This window comes from Priestia sp. FSL R5-0597, assembly GCF_038006305.1.
In the GTDB taxonomy this organism is placed as follows: Bacteria; Bacillota; Bacilli; order Bacillales; family Bacillaceae_H; genus Priestia; species Priestia zanthoxyli.
On record NZ_JBBOUZ010000001.1, the window covers coordinates 2727291 to 2746237 of the forward strand.

Below are 18947 nucleotides of genomic sequence, written 5' to 3' on the forward strand. Positions count from 1 at the left end.
TGAATGATTTTAAAATACGTTATACAACACTTTGCTGTTCTTCTTTTACCGGTGAACGATCTATAGAAGCTCCGGTTTCTTCTATAAGTTTTTGTTTGTCCCACATTTTAAAGAATGGAAAATAGACGCCAAACGATACCACCATTAGCACAAGCTGCAGAACAGCCCCTGATATGCTTCCTGTAATTAAGTAGCCGCTAATCACCGGCGGCATTGTAAACGGCGTTACAATGCCTATTGGCTTTGCAACGAGGCCGATATCCATCGATACATACGTAATGATGACCGATAGAAGGGGTGCTAAAATAAACGGAATAATCATAATCGGATTTAATACGATAGGCATTCCAAAAATAACAGGTTCGTTAATATTAAAGAAGCCCGGTCCGATGCTTAATCTTCCTAGCTGCTTCATTTGCTGGCTTTTCGCAAACAGCACCATCGCCAGCACAAGAGAAAGCGTAGTGCCGGACCCTCCCACAAACACAATATCGTTAAATTCATTCGTTACAATATGCTTCACTGGCTCACCAGAAGCAAGAGCGGTTGCGTTTTCCGTTGTTAGCGTAAGCCATACAGGCGTCATGACAGAACCAACAATCGTCGCACCGTGTAGCCCCGTACTCCACATAAGAGTAATTAAGATAAAAATCAGAATCGTACCGACTAAGCTTGTACCAATATGAGTTAAAGGCTGCTGCAGTAAAACCGTCACGACATTATGTAAATTCCCGAAGTCTCCGACGTTTTCTACAAGCAAACGCAGCGCCCATATAACCATTACAGCGCCAAATCCTGGTATTAAAGCTGAAAATGAACGAGCGACAGCTGGCGGAACAGTTTCTGGAAGCTTAATCACAATATTTTTTTGAATAATCTTCCGGTAAACTTCTGTGGCGATAACAGCTATGACCATCCCCACAAAAAGACCTTTACTCGTGAACATCGCCGTTTGGTAAGCTGTTTCGACCATAGCCGTTCCATCTGCGTTTTCTCCAATCGTATACGAAACAAAAGGTGTACCGACAAAGAAAGCAGCTAAAGACACTGCGCCTGAAGCAAGTGCATCCACTTTATACGATTCTGCTAAGCGATAGGCAATCCCGAACGTAGCTACTAAAGCCATAATTTCAAACGTTCCTCGGTACGGGTATAAAATGCTTGCTTTTAGCTTAGGATGTTCTGTTAAAAAATCTGTGTAGGCTTGAAAAGGCAAATTGGCTAAAATTAAGAAAAGTGAACCGATAATAATAAGCGGCATTGTCAGGACCATACCGTCTCGTAATGCTTGAAGATGACGCTGCTGAGCAGCTTTTCCAGCAAGCGGCATAATATATGTTTCAAGTACACGATTCATTTTGCTCAATTGATTCCCTCCTATTTCGAAACTAACTGCTCAGCAGATTTTAGCACTTCTTCTCCGTTACACATTCCGTAATGAACCGGATTAATAACCTCTACTGGAATTCCTTTTTCCTCTCCTAACTTTTTCATTTGAGGAAGCAAGTAGCGCACTTGCGGACCTAAAAGTAAAATGTCTGCATCATCAATATGATTTCTAACCGCGTCTCCTGGCACTGCCCAGATTTTGCACGTTGTCTCTTTTTCTTTTGCGCTTTTTTCCATTTTAGTCACTAACAAACTTGTAGACATCCCTGCTGCGCAGCATAGTAAAATATTCATTTCCAATTCCCCCTTGATCATTGATTGATTAACATCCATAAGTGAGATAAGTATCTCACTTATGGATGTTTTCTTGTTACCTTCACTATATATTGAAAACGCTTTCAATTAAACGCAATATTTTTCCTTTGGTAACGGAAAAATATTGTTTGAATATTCTTTAAATTAAGAGAGAAAGGGATTGTAAATCAAATTGAATTGTGGTAGATTCTTAAAAAAGATAAGCAGCTCACCCATCTAGGTAAGCTGCTTATCGATCCTTATTATAACCCAGTAGAAATTGTCTCCTGATGTGAGATTCCTAGGTGGCGGTATGAGATGGTTACTTGTTGTATACTTATATTATCTGCAAGAGAAAGCGCATATATCTGATCACTTTCTTTTCCTTTGTACGATCTTTCTAGCTGTTCGTCAGGACCTGTATGCGGCTGTAGCTTCACACTTTGCAAGCTCTTAAACGTATAGCCTTTTGTTTCTTCGCTAGTAAAATCTCCAAGAAGGAACCCTTTTTTATCATTGCTTACTTGTATTTTTGCATATTCGGGCGTTTTGTTTCCGTTGATAAGGATTTGTTCTATTTCGTGAAATACAGCTTCTTTTCATTGTCTTTTTCATACACACGCATCTGCAAATTTCTTACAAGCTCCTATCAACTCTTCTTTTTTAGCAAGCTGACAAACCCACTCTTCAGGAATACCATCCAGCTGGTAACATGCTCCTGCCATAGTACCGGTAATAAAGCCTATTGTATCTGTGTCTTCTCCTAAATTCACAGCAGTAAGTACAGCTTCTTCGTAGTCATCACTTTGCAGAAAAGACCAAAGCGATGCTTCTAGCGAGCTGACGACGTATCCAGTTGACCCGATTTCCTTTCTCGCTGCGTGCGGCAAGCTTAGGTTTAACACTCGTTCATACGCAGAAAACTCTGCTTCATACTCCGTACCTGTTAACTGCTTTTGACAGAGATTTACCGCGTTTTCATATGCTTCAAAAGGCTCGTTGCCGTCAAGAAGACGAATAAGCAGCTCCACATATATAATGCAACCAAGCGTAGAGCGCACATGGCGGTGCGTGACGTGAGCAATTCTTTCTATTTCTTCTTTTCTTTTTGTAAAGCTAGGTTCATCACATAGTGTAAACGCAAGCGGGGCAATACGCATAAGCGCTCCGTTTCCGTTGTCGTATTCAGCGCTTCCTCCCCACTCTTCTTTAGGAAGCCCGCTTTTATAGCGGCGAATCGCTTCGCTTGTTGCGATGCCAATATCAAACATTTCTCCGTACGGCGTCCAGTAGCCATTCGACCAATAATTCGCAAACTTTTGCATCAAATCATATTCATCTTGTTTGTCTATTAAATTATCAATCAAGCACATCGTTAAAGACGTATCATCGGACCACGTTCCTTTAGGCTGGTTGTATGTACCGTAGCCGGTCATAGTCGTAATCCGAAATGTATCGCGTTTTTTAAACTCAACTGGAACGCCTAAAGCGTCTCCGACAGCTCCTCCTAGAATTGTAGAAAGGACTTTTTTATGTAGCGTCATGCAATCAACTCCTTTCTATTATTGTAATTGTTTGATTTTGGAATTTGCAAGAGATCTCTTGCCTAGATGCTTTTCTTCTTTATAAATATAAAATAGGAAGAAATATAAAACCATTCCTTCATAATTCTCTAAAACAATTGACCAACAAGAACAAGTGTTCTATAATTATTTTTGTAAATATATGGAGGTTAAAACAATGAGACCCGAACTTACAAAAGACTTACCTATCAACGAATTTACGGACTTTTACTGGCTCAAAACCGAGCTGCAGCAATTTTGCCGAGAAAACAACATGAGCCCGTCTGGATCTAAAATGGAACTTTCAAAAAGAATTGAAGTGTTATTAACGACCGGTGACACTCAACAAATAACAACGCGACCTAAAAGACGCTCGTCCTCTAAAACACAAGCGCCGCTAACATTAGATACCGTCATTAGAGAAAATCATCGCTGCAGTCAAGAAGTACGGACTTTTTTTAAGAAAGCCATTCATCCTACGTTTCATTTTTCCACGTATATTCAAAACTACTTTAAAGAAAATGTAGGGAAAACCTATCGAGATGTGGTAAAAGCGTGGCATGAAGAAGAAAAACGTAAAAAGCAGCCTTCTTATCAAAAAGAGATTGCGCCTCAGTTTGAGTACAACCGGTTTATTAGCGATTTTTTTAAGGATCAGAAAAACAATGGAAAAAGCCGCGATGATGCAATTGCGGCGTGGAAGCATTTAAAAGTTCAACCTGGAAGCAATCAATACCGCTCTTAAATCAAAGTCTACATATAATGACCATTAAAACACCACCTCAAGAAAAGGTGGTGTTTGTGCACGCCTGTAGATTTCTTCACATACACATGTGCTGTTTGTTACGGCGTAAAATCTTTAGCTATAAACGGATTCTTTTTTAATTAAACCAAGCGTCTGTGAAGTAGACGCATGAATTTCGTTAAAGAAGTCTGGATGATCAACTAACGACATGCCATAAGAAGGAATCATTTCTTTTATTTTTGGCTCCCACTTGTTCATGTTTTCTGGGAAGCATTTTTCCAATACTTCTAGCATAACGTGAACGGCCGTTGACGCACCAGGAGAAGCGCCAAGAAGTGCAGCAACAGAACCATCAGCGGCACTTACAACTTCTGTACCAAACTGAAGCGTTCCTTTTCCTCCGGCTTCCGTGTCTTTGATTACCTGCACACGTTGGCCTGCTACAACAATATCCCAGTCTTCGCTTTTCGCGTTCGGGATAAACTCACGCAGTTCTTCCACACGTTTTTCATTTGATAACAGCACTTGCTGAATTAAATATTTTGTTAACGCCATTTCTTTGACGCCTGCTGCTAGCATGGTTAAAATATTATTCGGCTTTACAGAACTGATTAAATCCAGGTTCGAACCTGTTTTTAAGAATTTTGGTGAAAAGCCGGCAAATGGACCAAACAACAGCGTCTTTTTGTTGTCAATATAGCGTGTATCAAGGTGCGGAACTGACATTGGCGGAGCTCCGACTTTGGCTTTTCCGTATACTTTCCCGTGGTGCTGCGCAATGACTTCAGGGTTATTGCATACCATAAATAATCCGCTTACCGGGAATCCTCCAATATGCTTGGATTCAGGAATACCTGTTTTTTGAAGTAAAGGCAAGCTTCCGCCTCCACCTCCGATAAAGATGAACTTTGCCGTGTGGTACTCAACTTTGCCGCTGTCTACATCTGCGACTTTTACTTCCCACATACCGTCACTTTTACGTTTAATATCTTTTACACTTCGTTTGTAATGAACGTGAACCCCTTTATTCTTCAGGTGGTCAAACAACATGCGTGTTAAAGCACCGAAGTTTACGTCTGTTCCCGAATCAATTTTAGTTGCGGCAATCGGTTCATTTGACGTGCGCCCCTTCATGATTAACGGAATCCATTCTTTTAGTTTGTCAGGACTGTCGGAATACTCCATTCCTTGAAACAACGGATTGTTTGACAGCGCTTCAAAACGCTTTTTCAGAAACGATACATTTTTTTCCCCTTGTACCAAACTCATATGCGGAATTGGCATGATAAAATCTTGCGGATTGCGAATCAACTTGCTGCTTACCAGATAAGACCAAAACTGTCTTGACAGCTGAAACTGCTCGTTAATTCGGATCGCTTTCGTTATATCTATAGATCCATCAGCTTTTTCTGATGTATAGTTTAGTTCGCACAGCGCAGAATGGCCCGTCCCTGCATTATTCCATTCGTTCGAGCTTTCTTCCCCTGCGTCTGCGAGTTTTTCAAATACTTTAATGTCCCATTCAGGTGCTAACTCTTTGAGTAATGATCCCAAAGTTGCGCTCATGACTCCGGCACCAATTAAGATAACGTCTGTTTTTTTCTGTACGTTGCTCATTATAACCTTCCTCATCCCCTATATTTGTAAAAAGATGTAGGCGCTCCTGCTTACGTAGTAAAAAAATTCAGGTGCGACCTAAGAACACACCTTTTTCTGTCTCACTTATAACTATATCACAGTATAATTGTCTGATGATTATAAACTATTCAAAAATGATAAAAAAGTGAGAAAATCGCCCACAAATTCCAAAAAACTTATTAAATTCCGTCTGCATTTTCTTTTATTAGTAAACTTTTATACCTACTTCTAAGTGGCAAAGCATTGATTAATAAAATAACAAACTATTCCAAAAATTCAGCTTAAAAACCAAAATAACTGCCTTGAAAATTTCACCTACTATAACTATACTCAGCCCAAAGAACAATCAGCACTATAAATAGAAAAGCCTTCATTCTTTTTGGCTAGTTATACGTAGATGTATTCATATATGTATAGAACACCAACTTGTCCAGAGGTGCATATCTAGAAAAATAAGTATGTATTACAACAGCTAATTCTCAACAGATATTGCAAGTTACAATATCTATGTCATATAACATACCATGAAATAAGTGAATAAGTAAATGATTATTCAGAAATTTATGTTATAAAACCTAACATGTATGTTGACTTTTACATAGGACATACTTAACAGTACTTTACATGCTTTTCATTTTAAATTTGTTTAATTGCCTTGTTCATGCGCCATAGTTGTTGCTGAGTTCAATCAAAATAAGCCACGATTAGCACGTGACTTATTTTGATTCTTATTGAGCTGGTTGAATATCATCTTGTGTAAACGTCCAAATACCACGATTTTTACTAAAACCGCTAAATTCAAACTTAAAATCGCCTTCTTTTGGTATATCAAACGTTGCAATACCGCTTTGTTTTTCTCCTGGTGAAATGTTTCCGTTCAAATGATTCTCTGTGGCACCAGAAACAACTGTAGCAAAGTATTGAGTGTCTCCTTTTTGAATATTAAAATGAAGTAGCTCACTTATTTTATGATTTTTCTTTCCTTTATTCTTAATCGTAATATTCATTTTGATAAACTGTCCGTTTTTGTTTTTAGATATCTTATCATCCGGTACTACTTGTACAGGGTCTACTGTAGTAATTTTGAGTACATCAATATTATCTGTTTCATCTAATTTTTTTGTAACCGTACTCTTTGTTTCTTACGTATAATGGCTATACTCTATACTTTTGACTTTTGCCATCATTTGTTCAATCCATTCCATGGCTATTTCTGCATATTCTTGAGAAATGACTCCTTTTTGGCTCTTATACTTATATGTTTCATAAGCCCACACCAATATGATTTTAACAAACTCAACTGTTTCTAATTTACATACTGGTTCAACCTCATCTTCCTCTTCGTCGTAAAATGGATCTTCAATGATAGTGAAATCTTTATAGGCTATTATGCTGGAAGCATTTCCTCCATGTCTATATTGAGGTATGTTTCCCTTCAATAAATCAATAAAATTTTCAATATCATTTTTTAACTCACTTAACCTCCAAGGTATATCAGACCCTAAAGGATTATTTATCATACTGGCAAATTCTAAAGATTTTTCTTCATCAAAATCCATTACAACCATATTAAATTCTTCTATATACTTAAATCTATAGTTATATTTAATCATCGCTACCTTTCCATCCACCTCAATGTTTGTACGATTATTCATACCCTTATTAACCCAATCAATAACCCATAAAAGCTGTAGACCAAATTACCGTTTTCATCACCATGACTCTATTTTGTTTTAACAGTATTGTTTCTTGTAACAAAATTTAGCATTATAGTTGTTTTTTATTATGATATGCCTAGGTGGTCGTGTAAAAAGAGCCTCCCAATTTAAAGTACAACGTCTTGATAACCTATCTCGGTTACTTGACCTTTCACAAGACAAAGTCCCTAATCCATTTTCCACATCCCACGTACAGTCAAACGTAAGCCCGATATCAAGAAAGTCGTTAAGGTCATGATCTGGAACAAAAATTCCAGCTAAAGTTATTTTTTCGAGAATTTTAGTAGCTGTTTCTATTAAAGGATACTTTTCGTTAAATTCAACATCGTAACCAAGTTCATATCTTTTTTGTTTATAATAATCTAATATAGACTCCAACATACTTTGTTGGAGTTGTTGCCACCTTTATAGTAAAAAATTATATGCCCTGTATTGTTCTTCCTCAAATTCCCCATCAGATTCCCCCCTGACTATTAACGCCACCTTAACTTCGTTCTCAAAAAACTCCATGTTTTTATATCCAATCATAAGTATTAAACTCAAGTTCACCAAAGACCGCATCATTTAGTTTCATTCTCTCTCTCCTTTGTTGTTTATTAAGAGACCCTCCTAGCATAAACGCTGCTACAAGCATTTCACCTACTCCAAGTGTTCATTAGCTCTCACGCCATGCTAAGCTCTTTCAAAATCATAAATAGGTTTTATACACATGTATTTTGATTCAAGATCATTAATTTGCTAGGCTGTACTCTCTATTAATTCTATAATTATTCACTAGTTATTCAGTTCTTAAGTTTCTTATAGACCACTGTTTTATTCACCACAAAGTGCTTTTTCTATAATCTGTTCAGCCGTGAAATCTTCATTTGAATAGTAAATGTATTCTGAGATGTCTTTCTTCACGGCATTTTCTACTATTAATAACAGATCATCAATTTCATATTCCTTTTCAGAAACATTCAGTATCTTGGTGACCATATTAATCAACTCTTTTTTAGAAAAGTTGTCTTTTTTCCTGTTCTCATAGTCGATTATTCTATTACTAATGTAGTCGTAATTCTGTTCAGAATAAAATAAACCAGCCACATCAGAAAAAGTTACGAGTGACTGAAGTTCTACAATTAGTTTATCAGAAGGCTCTAAAAGATTTCTTTGCTTTATTATTTCTTCAACTTGTTGTCTGATTTTTGTTTGCTTCATCTTAACGCTCCCCCCTACAATAAACTCCCTAACAAAAAGTGCTTGTTGTCTTTAATTGCATGACACCTTTATATGCCTTAACACCCTCTACATTACAACTGACGAGTTCGTTGCTTTAATATATCTTTGATGCTACTCATGTTCATCATCCACCAGCTGAAGAATTATAATCTACCTCTACATTTTGTAGTCCTACTATTACTTTATTCATTCGTGCCAATAAATCTTTTATTTCGTCTAATGTTAGCTCGTCTTCCGCTTCCTTTGGGTTAAATTTTCCTAACCTCCCTGTTATACCTCTAATATGCCCAACGAAGACTTGCTCATGGGTAATTGCAATTTCTCCAATAGCAGTATCCACAATAAAATCTTCTACCTTGCCTAAATTATCAAATTCATCCGTTAGTTTTGCTATAGCATATCTATACCCTCTACCTTCGTCTAACAATTCTTTATATGTTTCCTGAATTGCATCAAATATTTCATTATACTCCCAATCTTTCAATAGTCTTCTCCTCCAATAAAGTAACCATTTTCGTCCTTCTTTACCGTATCATCAATTAATAATATACCTTTTATTTTTTAACTAAATTCAAGTTCCTACCTTTTCTCTCTTTTTTAATCAAGAGGGCCTTATAGGGATATGTGTTCGATTAGCAAAATACTTATTATACATTCCCCTTTAACGTTATTAATCCTCCACCGTAAAACAATTCGTACCAAACTTTATATAAAGCTAAGCGGCTAAAACTAGCTCATTATGATGTAAGTAAAATCTTTTCATTTGAATGTACCTCTTTCATCTTAACAATCGAAAAGAGCCAATAGCGATAACGCTATTGACTCCCTTTTGTAAGACATGTTTCCGGATAAGTTCTCAAGAAATTTTCAATATACCAATGGGCTTTCCATTATATCGACCGCTTTCTAGCTTCACATGCCAGTCATTTACTTTAGCCGTTTACCTTTCGGTGGCTGCTTTAACCACTTCAATAATATCACAAAAATCTCGTGATAATTTTTCAGTTTCACCATTTTTATACATAAAATATCCTTCCAACCCTCTATGAATAATAGCAAACATAGTAGGGTGAGAACCTTTATCGGTGGAGTTAATAAGAAACTGGCTAAATTGAACAGCAGACTCTAAAGAACACTTTAGTTTTTCATTTGCAACCTGAATCATAGCACCCTGTATCTCAACAGGTGTACTATTTTTTTCATGCCCCAACCCATTAAACATTCCAAAAAGGTACGCACCCAAGATTTGCTTTTCTTGTTCATCATTGCTGTCTATTTTAAAAACCTTATCTATAGTAGTGTTTGTAATACTTATACATTCATTGAGGAAATCTTTATTTTCTTCCAAAAATTTCACTCCTTATCATATAATTTTTATATCTCTTTTAGGATATTCTCCAGTTCATCCACATGGAATATAATCATCTATTAATTATACTTTCTGTAAACATTTCTTCCGTAAACACCGATTGTAAAATAATGAGGTTTCATTTAAATCCCCCTTAGTATCAAAAAGAATGCAGATGATTTATTCTCAAATTGTATTTCTCCTAGTTTCTCTTAACACCAATTAATCATAACAGCCGTATGATGCTCCTTATGTAAATCCACTCCTACATATAACCCCGCTACCTTGACACCTTCAAGATCTTGCTGCTTTTGTGCTGATGACAGGTCGGATATCAAGTAATATTTTAGTCGCTTTATGTACAGATTCTGTTTTATTGATTTTCATTTAATTTCTCTAAGATTGAATTAACTTTTTCTGAATATACATCTGGATTGTCCTCTCTTATCTCAAGAAGAATTCCTTTAATTATTTGTTTTGTTGAGCTATCTACATCTTCTAACGCGTTAATATAAGATGCTACTAAACCTTCCGAATTTAAAAGTGTCCGATGAATTCTTTCCGCCCAGAATTCTGCATGAGGTAACATTTTAGGAATACCGATAGCCAAGTTGTATAGTCCTTCCTCCGTCCCAGAACGGTCAGCAATATAAAATATCGTTTCAATAAGGTAATCGCCAGCTGATGGCTCAGCAATATCTTCCTCAAAAATTGTACAAAGGTCAGGGATTATATCATTTATTCCTCTGTGCGATAATTCATTAAGAATATTTTCAAACTCTTCAATGTTATCTCCTTCATTATCTAGAAAACGCATTTTGTATAAAATAGAAATATCCTCTTGAAATTTCATGGTGCTTTTCTCGCTTTCTATCCACTGGTAATTTAACTTGCCAAATATCTTCAAACCATTATGCCATACTATTTATAGGAATAAATATATTCTTTATCTCTTATATAAGGTGATGTTTGTTCAAGCTTGTGAATGGCTTGTAACTGTTCAACAGGCGTCATTATCTGAAGTCGCATTAGTTTTTCAAGACCTGTTTCCTTTAACAGACACTACTACGATTTATGTTTTCAAAATATGGTGCTTGATCGCTGTGCTTCAATTGCTTTACTATATATTCGGGGGATCGTTACCCGTTTATAAAAGCTAGATTTTTATCATATATCCAAAACTCCGTAGTGAGTTTACAACGCTTTGTCACTTAATTCCCCATTCAGGTGATAGAGTGCCTTTTTAGGTAATGATAAAAAAATTATATACATAAACTACGTTTCACTTCTGCCAATAAATCTATCAGCTCAGTTTTCTCTGGTTTTTTCTCCATTTCCTTATGTACATTTATATTTAAATAATCATAAAATGTTTTAAAATCTAAAAAAGCTATTTGTTCAATTTTAACAGCTGGATACCCCAACTCTATCAAAACATGTTTTTCATCTAGTAGTCTAGGCAGTTGCGCCATATCATATTCATCTAAATCAGACTGAAAAAGAGCAAAGACAATCTCTTGTCCATAACCCTTTCTTTCAGCAAAGCTTTTTAATGCTTTTTCTAGATATTTTCCATTTATGAAATTAAAATAGATTACCATCAATTTATCAATGTCTTCTTTACTTTCATTTACTTGATATTCTCTACTCATTTTCGCCCTCCCGTAACATTATATCTTTAGTTAATTAATAATTAGGGAATTCTTCTTCATAGGCTGAGACAATCTCCACTATGTCTTCTGGTCATAAATCTTCTTCATTAACAAAAATTGAGTCAATAAGGTCTGGACAGGGAACATTCCATTCTAGAATTTCTATATATTCACTTTTCAAAAAAACTTTGAAAAGAGTATATCAAGTTTTTTGTAATCGTTTGTCTTCTTTCTTTACAAATTATCACCATCTTCATTGTGTCTATTCATCACCCAGTAAAATGTCATCTCACCTAAGCTCGTACTCCGTTTTTCTATTTTATCATTACACACAGTACTCCCTGACGGTACAACCATCATGAGTTTTTACTTTTTAACAGCCTATTTCAAATTGCAACATCCTGGTAACCTACTTCAGCTACTTTTTCATTTAATAAACGAATCCCTAGCCCATTTTCTATATCCCATGTACAATTAAATGTAAGTCCAATATACCGACCGTCAAAAGAACCTACATAGGGAACAACTATTCCATCTAAACGTATCATCTCTGCTATTTCATTAGTTGTTTCAACGAATGGATAGTGTTCATTTACTTCAATATCATAACCTAGATCCTGACGCTCTTGTTTGTAGTAGTCTAATATTGATTGCAAAAGGCTTTGTTGTAACTGCTCCCAATTTTGCATAAGTGAAGTATATGCTGCATATTGTCCCTTATCAAACTTGCTATCCTCAGCATCTTTTACCATTAAAGCTATCTCAACTTCATGGCCTAAAAAGACAATGCTAGTATCCTTAGACCACACCAAATCATATTCAAGCTCACCAAAAACCGCATCATTTATTTTCATCTTATTTCTCCTTTTTATTTATTAGCAAATCCTCCCGGCTTAAACGCTGCCACATTTATCTCTCCTACTCCACCACTAATTGTGATTTCCACAACGTACTTTAAACGAATAGCAAGTATTAAATTAAAAATCCTTGGTGGTATTACTCATGAGCTCTCGCTTCTCAAACTAACCATTTTCTTATTGTCTCACTACATTATAAACGAATACCTTCTCATCACATCCAACTTTATAAAAAACCTTGAAAGACATTTAGCCAATCAAGGTTTAAGAATGAATGGTATTAAGATTTATTGACTCATATACTAGTCACCTAAGTCTATTTTTTCATAATGCTTATCAATTAATTTCACTAAATAATCATCTAATTTTTCAATACTATACTTTGACTTTTTAGCTTTCACAAGATTTAAGACATTTCACCATAAATTTACTCTATCAATCCAAATTTTAGGAAATAAAGTGATTTTATACATTTTTTAAGTTTAATAATATTTGCGAATTTTTATAATTTGTTTTGTTGTAAAAATGCTTCTAAAATCCTTTCAATAGGTAAACTAGCATTTTTTAATAATTTCTCTACTTTGTCCTTTATTTGCTTATTAGAAGCAATTATTTTTTTATACTCTTCTCCATCAAAAGAACGTAAAGAATCTATTGCATATTCAGCCACTTCATCACTCTCATTAAGTAAATCTAATAATAAATTAAATCCATATACTCCGTTATCTTCATCTATACAGTAGGCCAATCTAATTTTATATTTATCATCTTTATCTTTTAATCCTCGAATTAAATTCTCCCAATCAATATTAGTAAACTCACTCATCAATTCTTGCACATACATAAATTCATCGTCATAAAAATAATTATCTGCGCTATTTTCAGATAATACTGCATCTACTTTTTCGTACATTCACTTTCCTCCTCTATTTACTAAAACCACCTGGTAATAGAGCATTAATTTGTCCTGTTGGGTAGCCGCTAACTACCGTATCATCTATTTTAATAACATCAATTTCTACACCCTCAACAATTCCCCTATGGAAAGTTGCTCCATCTCTACCTCTAATACTTATTGGAGGAGAATTACCAATATCAGTTATACTATCTAAGATTTTAATATCACTCCAACCTTCGGGAAATATTGTACTATTTTTTATTTTTGAAAGATTCCCATCCGGAAATTGAGTTATATATTTAATATCTTTTGTACCATCAGGGTTGATTTTAATAGCTTCCGTAACATAGTTAGAATGGCTATTATTAATGTTTGATGAATGCCCTCCAATAATTTCATTTTTATTAGGGTTCTTTCTCTGTCCCAAAAGGATTTTTTCCTCCATTTCAGGTGTGATAATTGATTTGGCTCCGCTGACCGACTTACTATTATTACCCGTACCCTTAGCAACAGCCGCCTGATCATGAACTCCTTCAGCATTCGCCTTACCACCAGGCTTTTCCACTTTCTCCACAGCTTTCGACTCGCCCTTGGAAACATCTTTAACCTTATGCTTAGTTACGGTCTTTTCTGCTTTGTTTACGCGAAGTACGTATTCTGCTCCTTCGCTTCCGTATTTCACCACTTTCCCTGGCACTCTCGCAAAGCCGCCAAAGACAATTCCTGCTCCAGAAACAGAACGGTCAAAACTAGATAGTTCATTCCCCGTAATAGGGTCGTATCCTACACTTGCTTCCCATCCACCTTTTACATTGGAAACTACAGGGACCATATCCGCTACAAAAGAAACAGCTGCTAGACCATCCTGTTGTTGCTTTTTGGCTTCCGTTTCATATACACTTCTTGCAATTTCAGGCTTTTTATAATTCGCATATAGATACGGATATTTCTTCAACTCTTTTTCTAATTTTGCTTTAGAATGAGACAGTGCCGCAAGATCTCGCTGAACCTTTGGACTGTTTTCCTTTTGAATATGTTTAAAAACTTCTTTAACATGGGGAGCTTTTTTTTCAAGCTGTTCGAGCTTCTTTTTTTGATCCAGCGGATGCATCATTTCCAGCTCTTTTAGCTGTTTTAGTCCAACTGTTTTAATAACTTGCTTTTCTTTTTGTTGAATAGTCAGCTTTTTAGGACTTGTAGTTTCTTTTTTAGTCCCAACACTCCTAATCTGCCCCTGACTCATCACCGACTGCATAAGCATTCCCTCAACGCCCGTAGCGTTTTGAAGAATCTGTTGAGACGTTAGCATGCCCACAGTTGAAGAATCGTTGAGCGCCTGCAGGTATGGGCTTTTTTCAAGTTCCACTGCTTGCTCTGCAGGTGACAGTTCGGCTAATTTCTTCATGTTAGCAGGTGCTGTATCCTGCTGAATTTGCGTTAGTACTTCTCTTATGTAAGGCGAGGTTTTTTCAAGCCTATGAATTTCTTTTAACTGTTCAGCAGGCGTCATTGCCTGAAGTTGAATCAGTTTTTTAAGGCCTACTTCCTTTATCACTTTCTCTTGTTTTTCTTTTCTTGTCAAGGTTGTTGGAATGCCTTTTTCAAAAACCGAGACGCCTCCTGAATCGGTCATCGCTTTTTTCGCCAACGCGCTCAGCTCACTTACATTGCCCGGCTGAATGGAACCATTTTGAAACCCAGCTTTCACTTTAGAAAGCAGCGAGTTTAAAGATGTCAGCTGATCTTGAATGGCTGAAAGGCTTTGCGTTTGCTGTTCGTCAAAACGGACTAAATCGTTCATCGTTTTGTCCGCTTTGTTTTTTGCTTGTTCTACTTCTGTTAAAAAACCTTGGTCGTTAAGCGCTGAAACAGAAGCAAGATGACTGACTTTTTGAATTGCTGCATTCGCTTGATCGACAAGCGAAACGGTTGTATTTCTTGTTTGATTTAAATGCGCGGGAATAGTGTCTTGTAGAAACGGCTGCGTGATGTAGCCGTCTTCGCTCGGTTCAAATGAGCGCAGCGCATGTGTGATCTGAGTTAGTCGATTTTCATAGGAAGTGAGTAATGAATGATACAGCGTTAAAAAAGAAGCATGTCCCGTTTCGTAAAAAGACCGAATCGCCTCTCCTCCTTTTCCTTTAAACGCATCATCTAAGCTTGAAAATGCCTGAACCTGTGAAATCAGGCTCTGAATTTGTTCTTTTTGACTTTTAATAGAGTCTAAGATAGCTTGAATATTTTCGTGAAAAGCATCGACATCAAGTGTTTTCAATAACCTGTAACCTCCTAGCTGTATCGATGTAGAAAAACAACAAACGGTTAATGAACAATCGCCCGTCATTTTTCTAAACCTAAGCGGATGCTCCTCTTTACAAGGCTTGCATCATCCGCTAAATAAAACCTTTTTATTTGAATGCCGAATCTATGCTGGTTGAAAGGTTGTTTTTGTGAACATTATTTAGCGGCGTTTGCAGCTTTTTCATCTGCTTCTTTTATGGACTGCACGGATTTTTTGGTGGCGTTTAAATCATCGAGGAGCGTTTGCTTGTAGTCCACAATTAACGCTTGAAGCTGCTGGTTCAGCTGGTTTAATTCATCGAGCACCTCTAGTTCTTGTCCGCTTCCTACGTGAAACGGAAAAAGCGGCTGAAACTGCTGCGCAGCAGCGCTTAGGTCACTAAGCGTTCTATTAATTTCACCATCTATTACTTTAATTTCGTCTGCCATATTGCATCACACCTTATCTTTTGCTTCGTCTTCTTGCATTTTAATGGCGCGTTCCATCCCTTGTATATCCGATTGAAGCGCCGTAATTTTTGCTTCAATTGTCGCAAGGGCATCCGTCAGCTGACGGGTCAGCAAATCATCGTATTCGTCTAACATAGCGGTGCGGATGTCTTCAAACCCAACAGCAAGGCTGCCTGACCAAGTGGCGGAAGTAAGCTCTGGTTCTTTTACCTTTTCCTTTGCACGTTCAAGCTCTCCTTTGACTTCCGTTAACGTGTTTTTACTAGCGATAAGCTGCTGGATATCTTCATGTGCCTGCTTCACTTGGGTATACAGATGAGCAACAAACATCTCATTCATATGATGACACTTCCTTTATATCTATCTCTTGGTTTCTCTAACAGTAATTCCCTTTTATAGCTTATCAAATAAAGAAAGAGAGCACATTGGCATGTTTTCTTATATTTTTTGGGAATAATGTAGGTTTTTAGTTCAATACCCACTCTTCAGGATAAAATAACCAAAACTATCTTACCATTGACAATTTATCAAGATTTTCGGACTACTTTGCTTGTTATTTCCGCGCCACTAAAAGGCCTTTTTACACAATTTTTTTGTTAAAACGCATTCATTCTTTCTATTTCCAAATATTTAAACATGCGCTAGTATATACATAATATAAAGAGGAGGTTGAGTATGAGAGAAAAGCTCGTAAGACTCGGTTATTTACTGGGATTGGCTCTTGTTTTGTCCGGCATTTTATATTTTTTCGCATCGAACTGGCAAGGCTTTGACCGCTACATTAAAATTGCGCTGAGCGTGGGGCTGATGCTGCTGTTTTACGGAAGTGCGTTTGCGGTGCGAAAGCTGCTTCCTCAGCAGGCGTTTTTAAGTCACTGGACGCTTTTGGCCGGCGCTCTTTCATTTGGATTAAGCATCGCGCTTCTTTCTCAAATTTACAACACGCACGCTGAATCGTACTGGCTGTTTTTAATTTGGCTTGTGCCGGTTATTTTGTTTAGCTTTTTTACAAAGTATCAGCCGTTTTACGTGTTATCGTTTGTTTTATTTCAATTCACCATGGCTTTTTTCATTTCACCAACTGGCGCAGTTTCACAGCGAGGCGAACAGGAGACGCTTTTACTTTACGCAGGAATGGCGTTTGTGAACTTACTCATCTTTTGGATCATAAAAAATAAACAGAGTTCGTCTCCTGTGATCATGTATGCCGCGTTTTGTTTGTTTCACTACATTTTTTTAACTGTTTCCCTGCCGGATTTTACAGGGAGCTCTAGCTTACGGATTGGTCTTATTATTTTTTATTTGCTGTTTTTACTAAGCTCCTTTTTTTATTTTTCAAAAGTGGAGCCGCAAAGGTCGTTTTTAGGGATTTCCATTGTGGCATTTGCTTTATTTGTTATTGAACAGTTTTTCTCTTTTATTTTTAAACACTACGCTGAATGGTCACTGTTCTTAGCTTTAGGATTCGTGATTTTATTTATTGGTGCAAGCGTATGGTTTGTCAAATGGCTCACTGCCAACACGTCAGCACAAAAAACCTCGCTCCGCGTCATCAAACGAATAGCGGTGATTGGGATTACGGCCATTGCATCGGTCATCGGCAGCAGCTCTTTAGGAGGACTTGTCACACTTATTACAGGAACGTACCCAACAAATGGAATGCTTGTGATTGGCGTTTTGCTGATTGTGGCATGTTATTTGATTAAAGCAGATATTCCAACCGTGAAATATACGCTTTTAATGATGGGCGTATTAATTAGCGGCGGCGCTTCTTTTTTTGTGAACGACATTCTGTTTTTTATCTACGTCATCGCACTTGTAGCGCTTTTAGTATTCACAAAGCATACGCCCGTTCGCCTGCTGCTTTTTGTGCTAGTGCAAGGGCTTCTGTTAATAAAGGTTCCGACTGCTTACTATGACACTATCAAAATAGATTATGTGCTGCTCGCTTTGTTTCTATTAAATGCCGCTGTGTACGCGATAAACGTGCACCACGCGTTTAAAAAAGCAGCGCTGCTTCTTGCTTTTATCTTTTTACTGTCGCTGACTGAATTAAGCGAACCGTCTTTTTTAAATATTATTTACTGCACGGTGTTTTTTGTGATTTCGACCGTCTTTTTATTTGTGACGGTACGAAAAGAGCCAAAGTATGATTTTATTGTTGGCATGATTTTCTGGTTTGTTTTTTTAGCGATGAAATATTACGACTTTGTGTGGGATTTATTTAATAAATCACTTGTGCTCGTTATTTTAGGCCTGATCTTTCTTTTCCTAAGCAGGAAATGGGACCTGTCAACGCCTGATCAGCCGCAGCCGTCGTTTCTTGACCGCAGCCGAACCGCTGTATGGATCATCATTCTTGTTCAGCTCATTATTCTGGGCGGCATTTTCACTAAAAACGAAGTGCTTCTTCAAAACGGAAAAGAAATTAAGCTCGCTTTACAGCCGATCGATCCGCGCTCGCTGCTGCAAGGCGATTACGTTGAGCTTAATTACGACATTGCGCACGTTACCTTACCTCATGTGAAAGACGGAGAAAAAGTGAAGCTCGTTCTTCGCCCTGACAAACAAGGCGTGTATGAATACGCAAAAATCTACCAAGCGGATGATGACTGGAATAAGCCGTATACTTCTAAAGAAAAAGACGTTGTCATTACGGGCAGCTATCACGACTGGGGAATTCAGTACGGAATTGAGCATTACTTTATTCCAGAAGGAACCGGCAGCAAAGTGGAAAGCGAAGCTCGTTTTGCTACTGTACGCGTTGGAAAAAATGGAGATGCGATCGTTACAAAAGTAGGCAAATAAAAAACAGCCGCTTCAACATTGAAGCGGCTGCTTTTTGTTTTAATTGATAAATACGCTGATGATCAT

General features: G+C 37.1%; 18 protein-coding genes and 2 pseudogenes. 2 read left to right on the plus strand and 18 right to left on the minus strand.

Annotation, left to right across the window (positions count from 1 at the left end):
- Positions 1 to 19: 19 nt before the first annotated feature.
- From celB to MKX72_RS13920, 4 genes are all read right to left on the minus strand, one after another.
- On the minus strand, positions 20 to 1366 hold the full coding sequence (gene celB, locus MKX72_RS13905) for a PTS cellobiose transporter subunit IIC (protein ID WP_034268651.1): 1347 nt from the start codon (positions 1364 to 1366) through the stop codon (positions 20 to 22).
- Between the two features lie 11 nt (positions 1367 to 1377).
- Positions 1378 to 1683: a PTS sugar transporter subunit IIB gene (locus MKX72_RS13910; protein ID WP_025751577.1), complete on the minus strand. Its 306-nt coding sequence runs from the start codon at positions 1681 to 1683 to the stop codon at positions 1378 to 1380.
- A gap of 263 nt (positions 1684 to 1946) precedes the next feature.
- The gene (locus tag MKX72_RS13915) at positions 1947 to 2123 is read right to left on the minus strand and encodes a hypothetical protein (protein WP_156830718.1); all 177 of its coding nucleotides are present in this window, start codon (positions 2121 to 2123) and stop codon (positions 1947 to 1949) included.
- A gap of 171 nt (positions 2124 to 2294) precedes the next feature.
- Positions 2295 to 3227, minus strand: coding sequence for an ADP-ribosylglycohydrolase family protein (locus tag MKX72_RS13920; RefSeq protein ID WP_034268654.1), 933 nt, complete (start codon positions 3225 to 3227; stop codon positions 2295 to 2297).
- Between the two features lie 196 nt (positions 3228 to 3423).
- Between MKX72_RS13920 and MKX72_RS13925 the strand changes: the two genes are divergently transcribed.
- A complete protein-coding gene (locus MKX72_RS13925) occupies positions 3424 to 3990 on the plus strand; it encodes a DUF6434 domain-containing protein (protein ID WP_034268657.1) in 567 nt (188 codons plus the stop codon).
- Between the two features lie 114 nt (positions 3991 to 4104).
- On the opposite strand, the gene MKX72_RS13930 is transcribed toward MKX72_RS13925, so the two are convergent.
- From MKX72_RS13930 to MKX72_RS13995, 14 genes and pseudogenes are all read right to left on the minus strand, one after another.
- Positions 4105 to 5607, minus strand: coding sequence for a malate:quinone oxidoreductase (locus tag MKX72_RS13930; RefSeq protein WP_013083523.1), 1503 nt, complete (start codon positions 5605 to 5607; stop codon positions 4105 to 4107).
- Positions 5608 to 6356: 749 nt separating this feature from the next.
- Positions 6357 to 6728: pseudogene (locus MKX72_RS13935) on the minus strand (DUF4352 domain-containing protein); the annotation flags it as partial.
- A gap of 42 nt (positions 6729 to 6770) precedes the next feature.
- Positions 6771 to 7241 carry a hypothetical protein gene (locus MKX72_RS13940; RefSeq protein ID WP_155008247.1) on the minus strand — a complete coding sequence of 157 codons (471 nt, stop codon included), beginning with the start codon at positions 7239 to 7241 and terminating at the stop codon, positions 6771 to 6773.
- A 212-nt stretch (positions 7242 to 7453) separates the two neighbouring features.
- A pseudogene (locus MKX72_RS13945) lies at positions 7454 to 7920 on the minus strand (DUF6985 domain-containing protein).
- Between the two features lie 239 nt (positions 7921 to 8159).
- Positions 8160 to 8546: a hypothetical protein gene (locus MKX72_RS13950; RefSeq protein ID WP_155008021.1), complete on the minus strand. Its 387-nt coding sequence runs from the start codon at positions 8544 to 8546 to the stop codon at positions 8160 to 8162.
- Between the two features lie 145 nt (positions 8547 to 8691).
- Positions 8692 to 9051, minus strand: a complete 360-nt coding sequence (locus MKX72_RS13955; protein ID WP_155008020.1) for an Imm3 family immunity protein — start codon at positions 9049 to 9051, stop codon at positions 8692 to 8694.
- A 456-nt stretch (positions 9052 to 9507) separates the two neighbouring features.
- Positions 9508 to 9915, minus strand: coding sequence for an Imm48 family immunity protein (gene imm48 / locus MKX72_RS13960; protein WP_155008019.1), 408 nt, complete (start codon positions 9913 to 9915; stop codon positions 9508 to 9510).
- Positions 9916 to 10288: 373 nt separating this feature from the next.
- Entirely contained in the window at positions 10289 to 10768 is a 480-nt protein-coding gene (locus MKX72_RS13965; protein WP_098578644.1) for an Imm30 family immunity protein, read from the minus strand.
- 409 nt (positions 10769 to 11177) lie between these two features.
- Positions 11178 to 11567, minus strand: coding sequence for a hypothetical protein (locus MKX72_RS13970; protein WP_098578643.1), 390 nt, complete (start codon positions 11565 to 11567; stop codon positions 11178 to 11180).
- A 386-nt stretch (positions 11568 to 11953) separates the two neighbouring features.
- Positions 11954 to 12421 (minus strand): DUF6985 domain-containing protein, encoded by a 468-nt coding sequence (locus MKX72_RS13975; protein ID WP_155008018.1) that lies wholly within the window; start codon positions 12419 to 12421, stop codon positions 11954 to 11956.
- Positions 12422 to 12926: 505 nt separating this feature from the next.
- Positions 12927 to 13337: a hypothetical protein gene (locus MKX72_RS13980; RefSeq protein ID WP_098627484.1), complete on the minus strand. Its 411-nt coding sequence runs from the start codon at positions 13335 to 13337 to the stop codon at positions 12927 to 12929.
- Positions 13338 to 13350: 13 nt separating this feature from the next.
- The gene (locus MKX72_RS13985) at positions 13351 to 15597 is read right to left on the minus strand and encodes a T7SS effector LXG polymorphic toxin (protein WP_186808518.1); all 2247 of its coding nucleotides are present in this window, start codon (positions 15595 to 15597) and stop codon (positions 13351 to 13353) included.
- Positions 15598 to 15779: 182 nt separating this feature from the next.
- On the minus strand, positions 15780 to 16052 hold the full coding sequence (locus MKX72_RS13990; protein ID WP_014459698.1) for a DUF5344 family protein: 273 nt from the start codon (positions 16050 to 16052) through the stop codon (positions 15780 to 15782).
- A 6-nt stretch (positions 16053 to 16058) separates the two neighbouring features.
- The gene (locus MKX72_RS13995) at positions 16059 to 16412 is read right to left on the minus strand and encodes a YwqH-like family protein (RefSeq protein ID WP_098627490.1); all 354 of its coding nucleotides are present in this window, start codon (positions 16410 to 16412) and stop codon (positions 16059 to 16061) included.
- A gap of 336 nt (positions 16413 to 16748) precedes the next feature.
- Here MKX72_RS13995 and MKX72_RS14000 point away from each other — a divergent pair, with 336 nt between their 5' ends.
- Complete coding sequence (locus MKX72_RS14000; RefSeq protein WP_098627491.1) at positions 16749 to 18881, plus strand: GDYXXLXY domain-containing protein; 2133 nt, start codon at positions 16749 to 16751, stop codon at positions 18879 to 18881.
- Positions 18882 to 18947 lie beyond the last annotated feature (66 nt).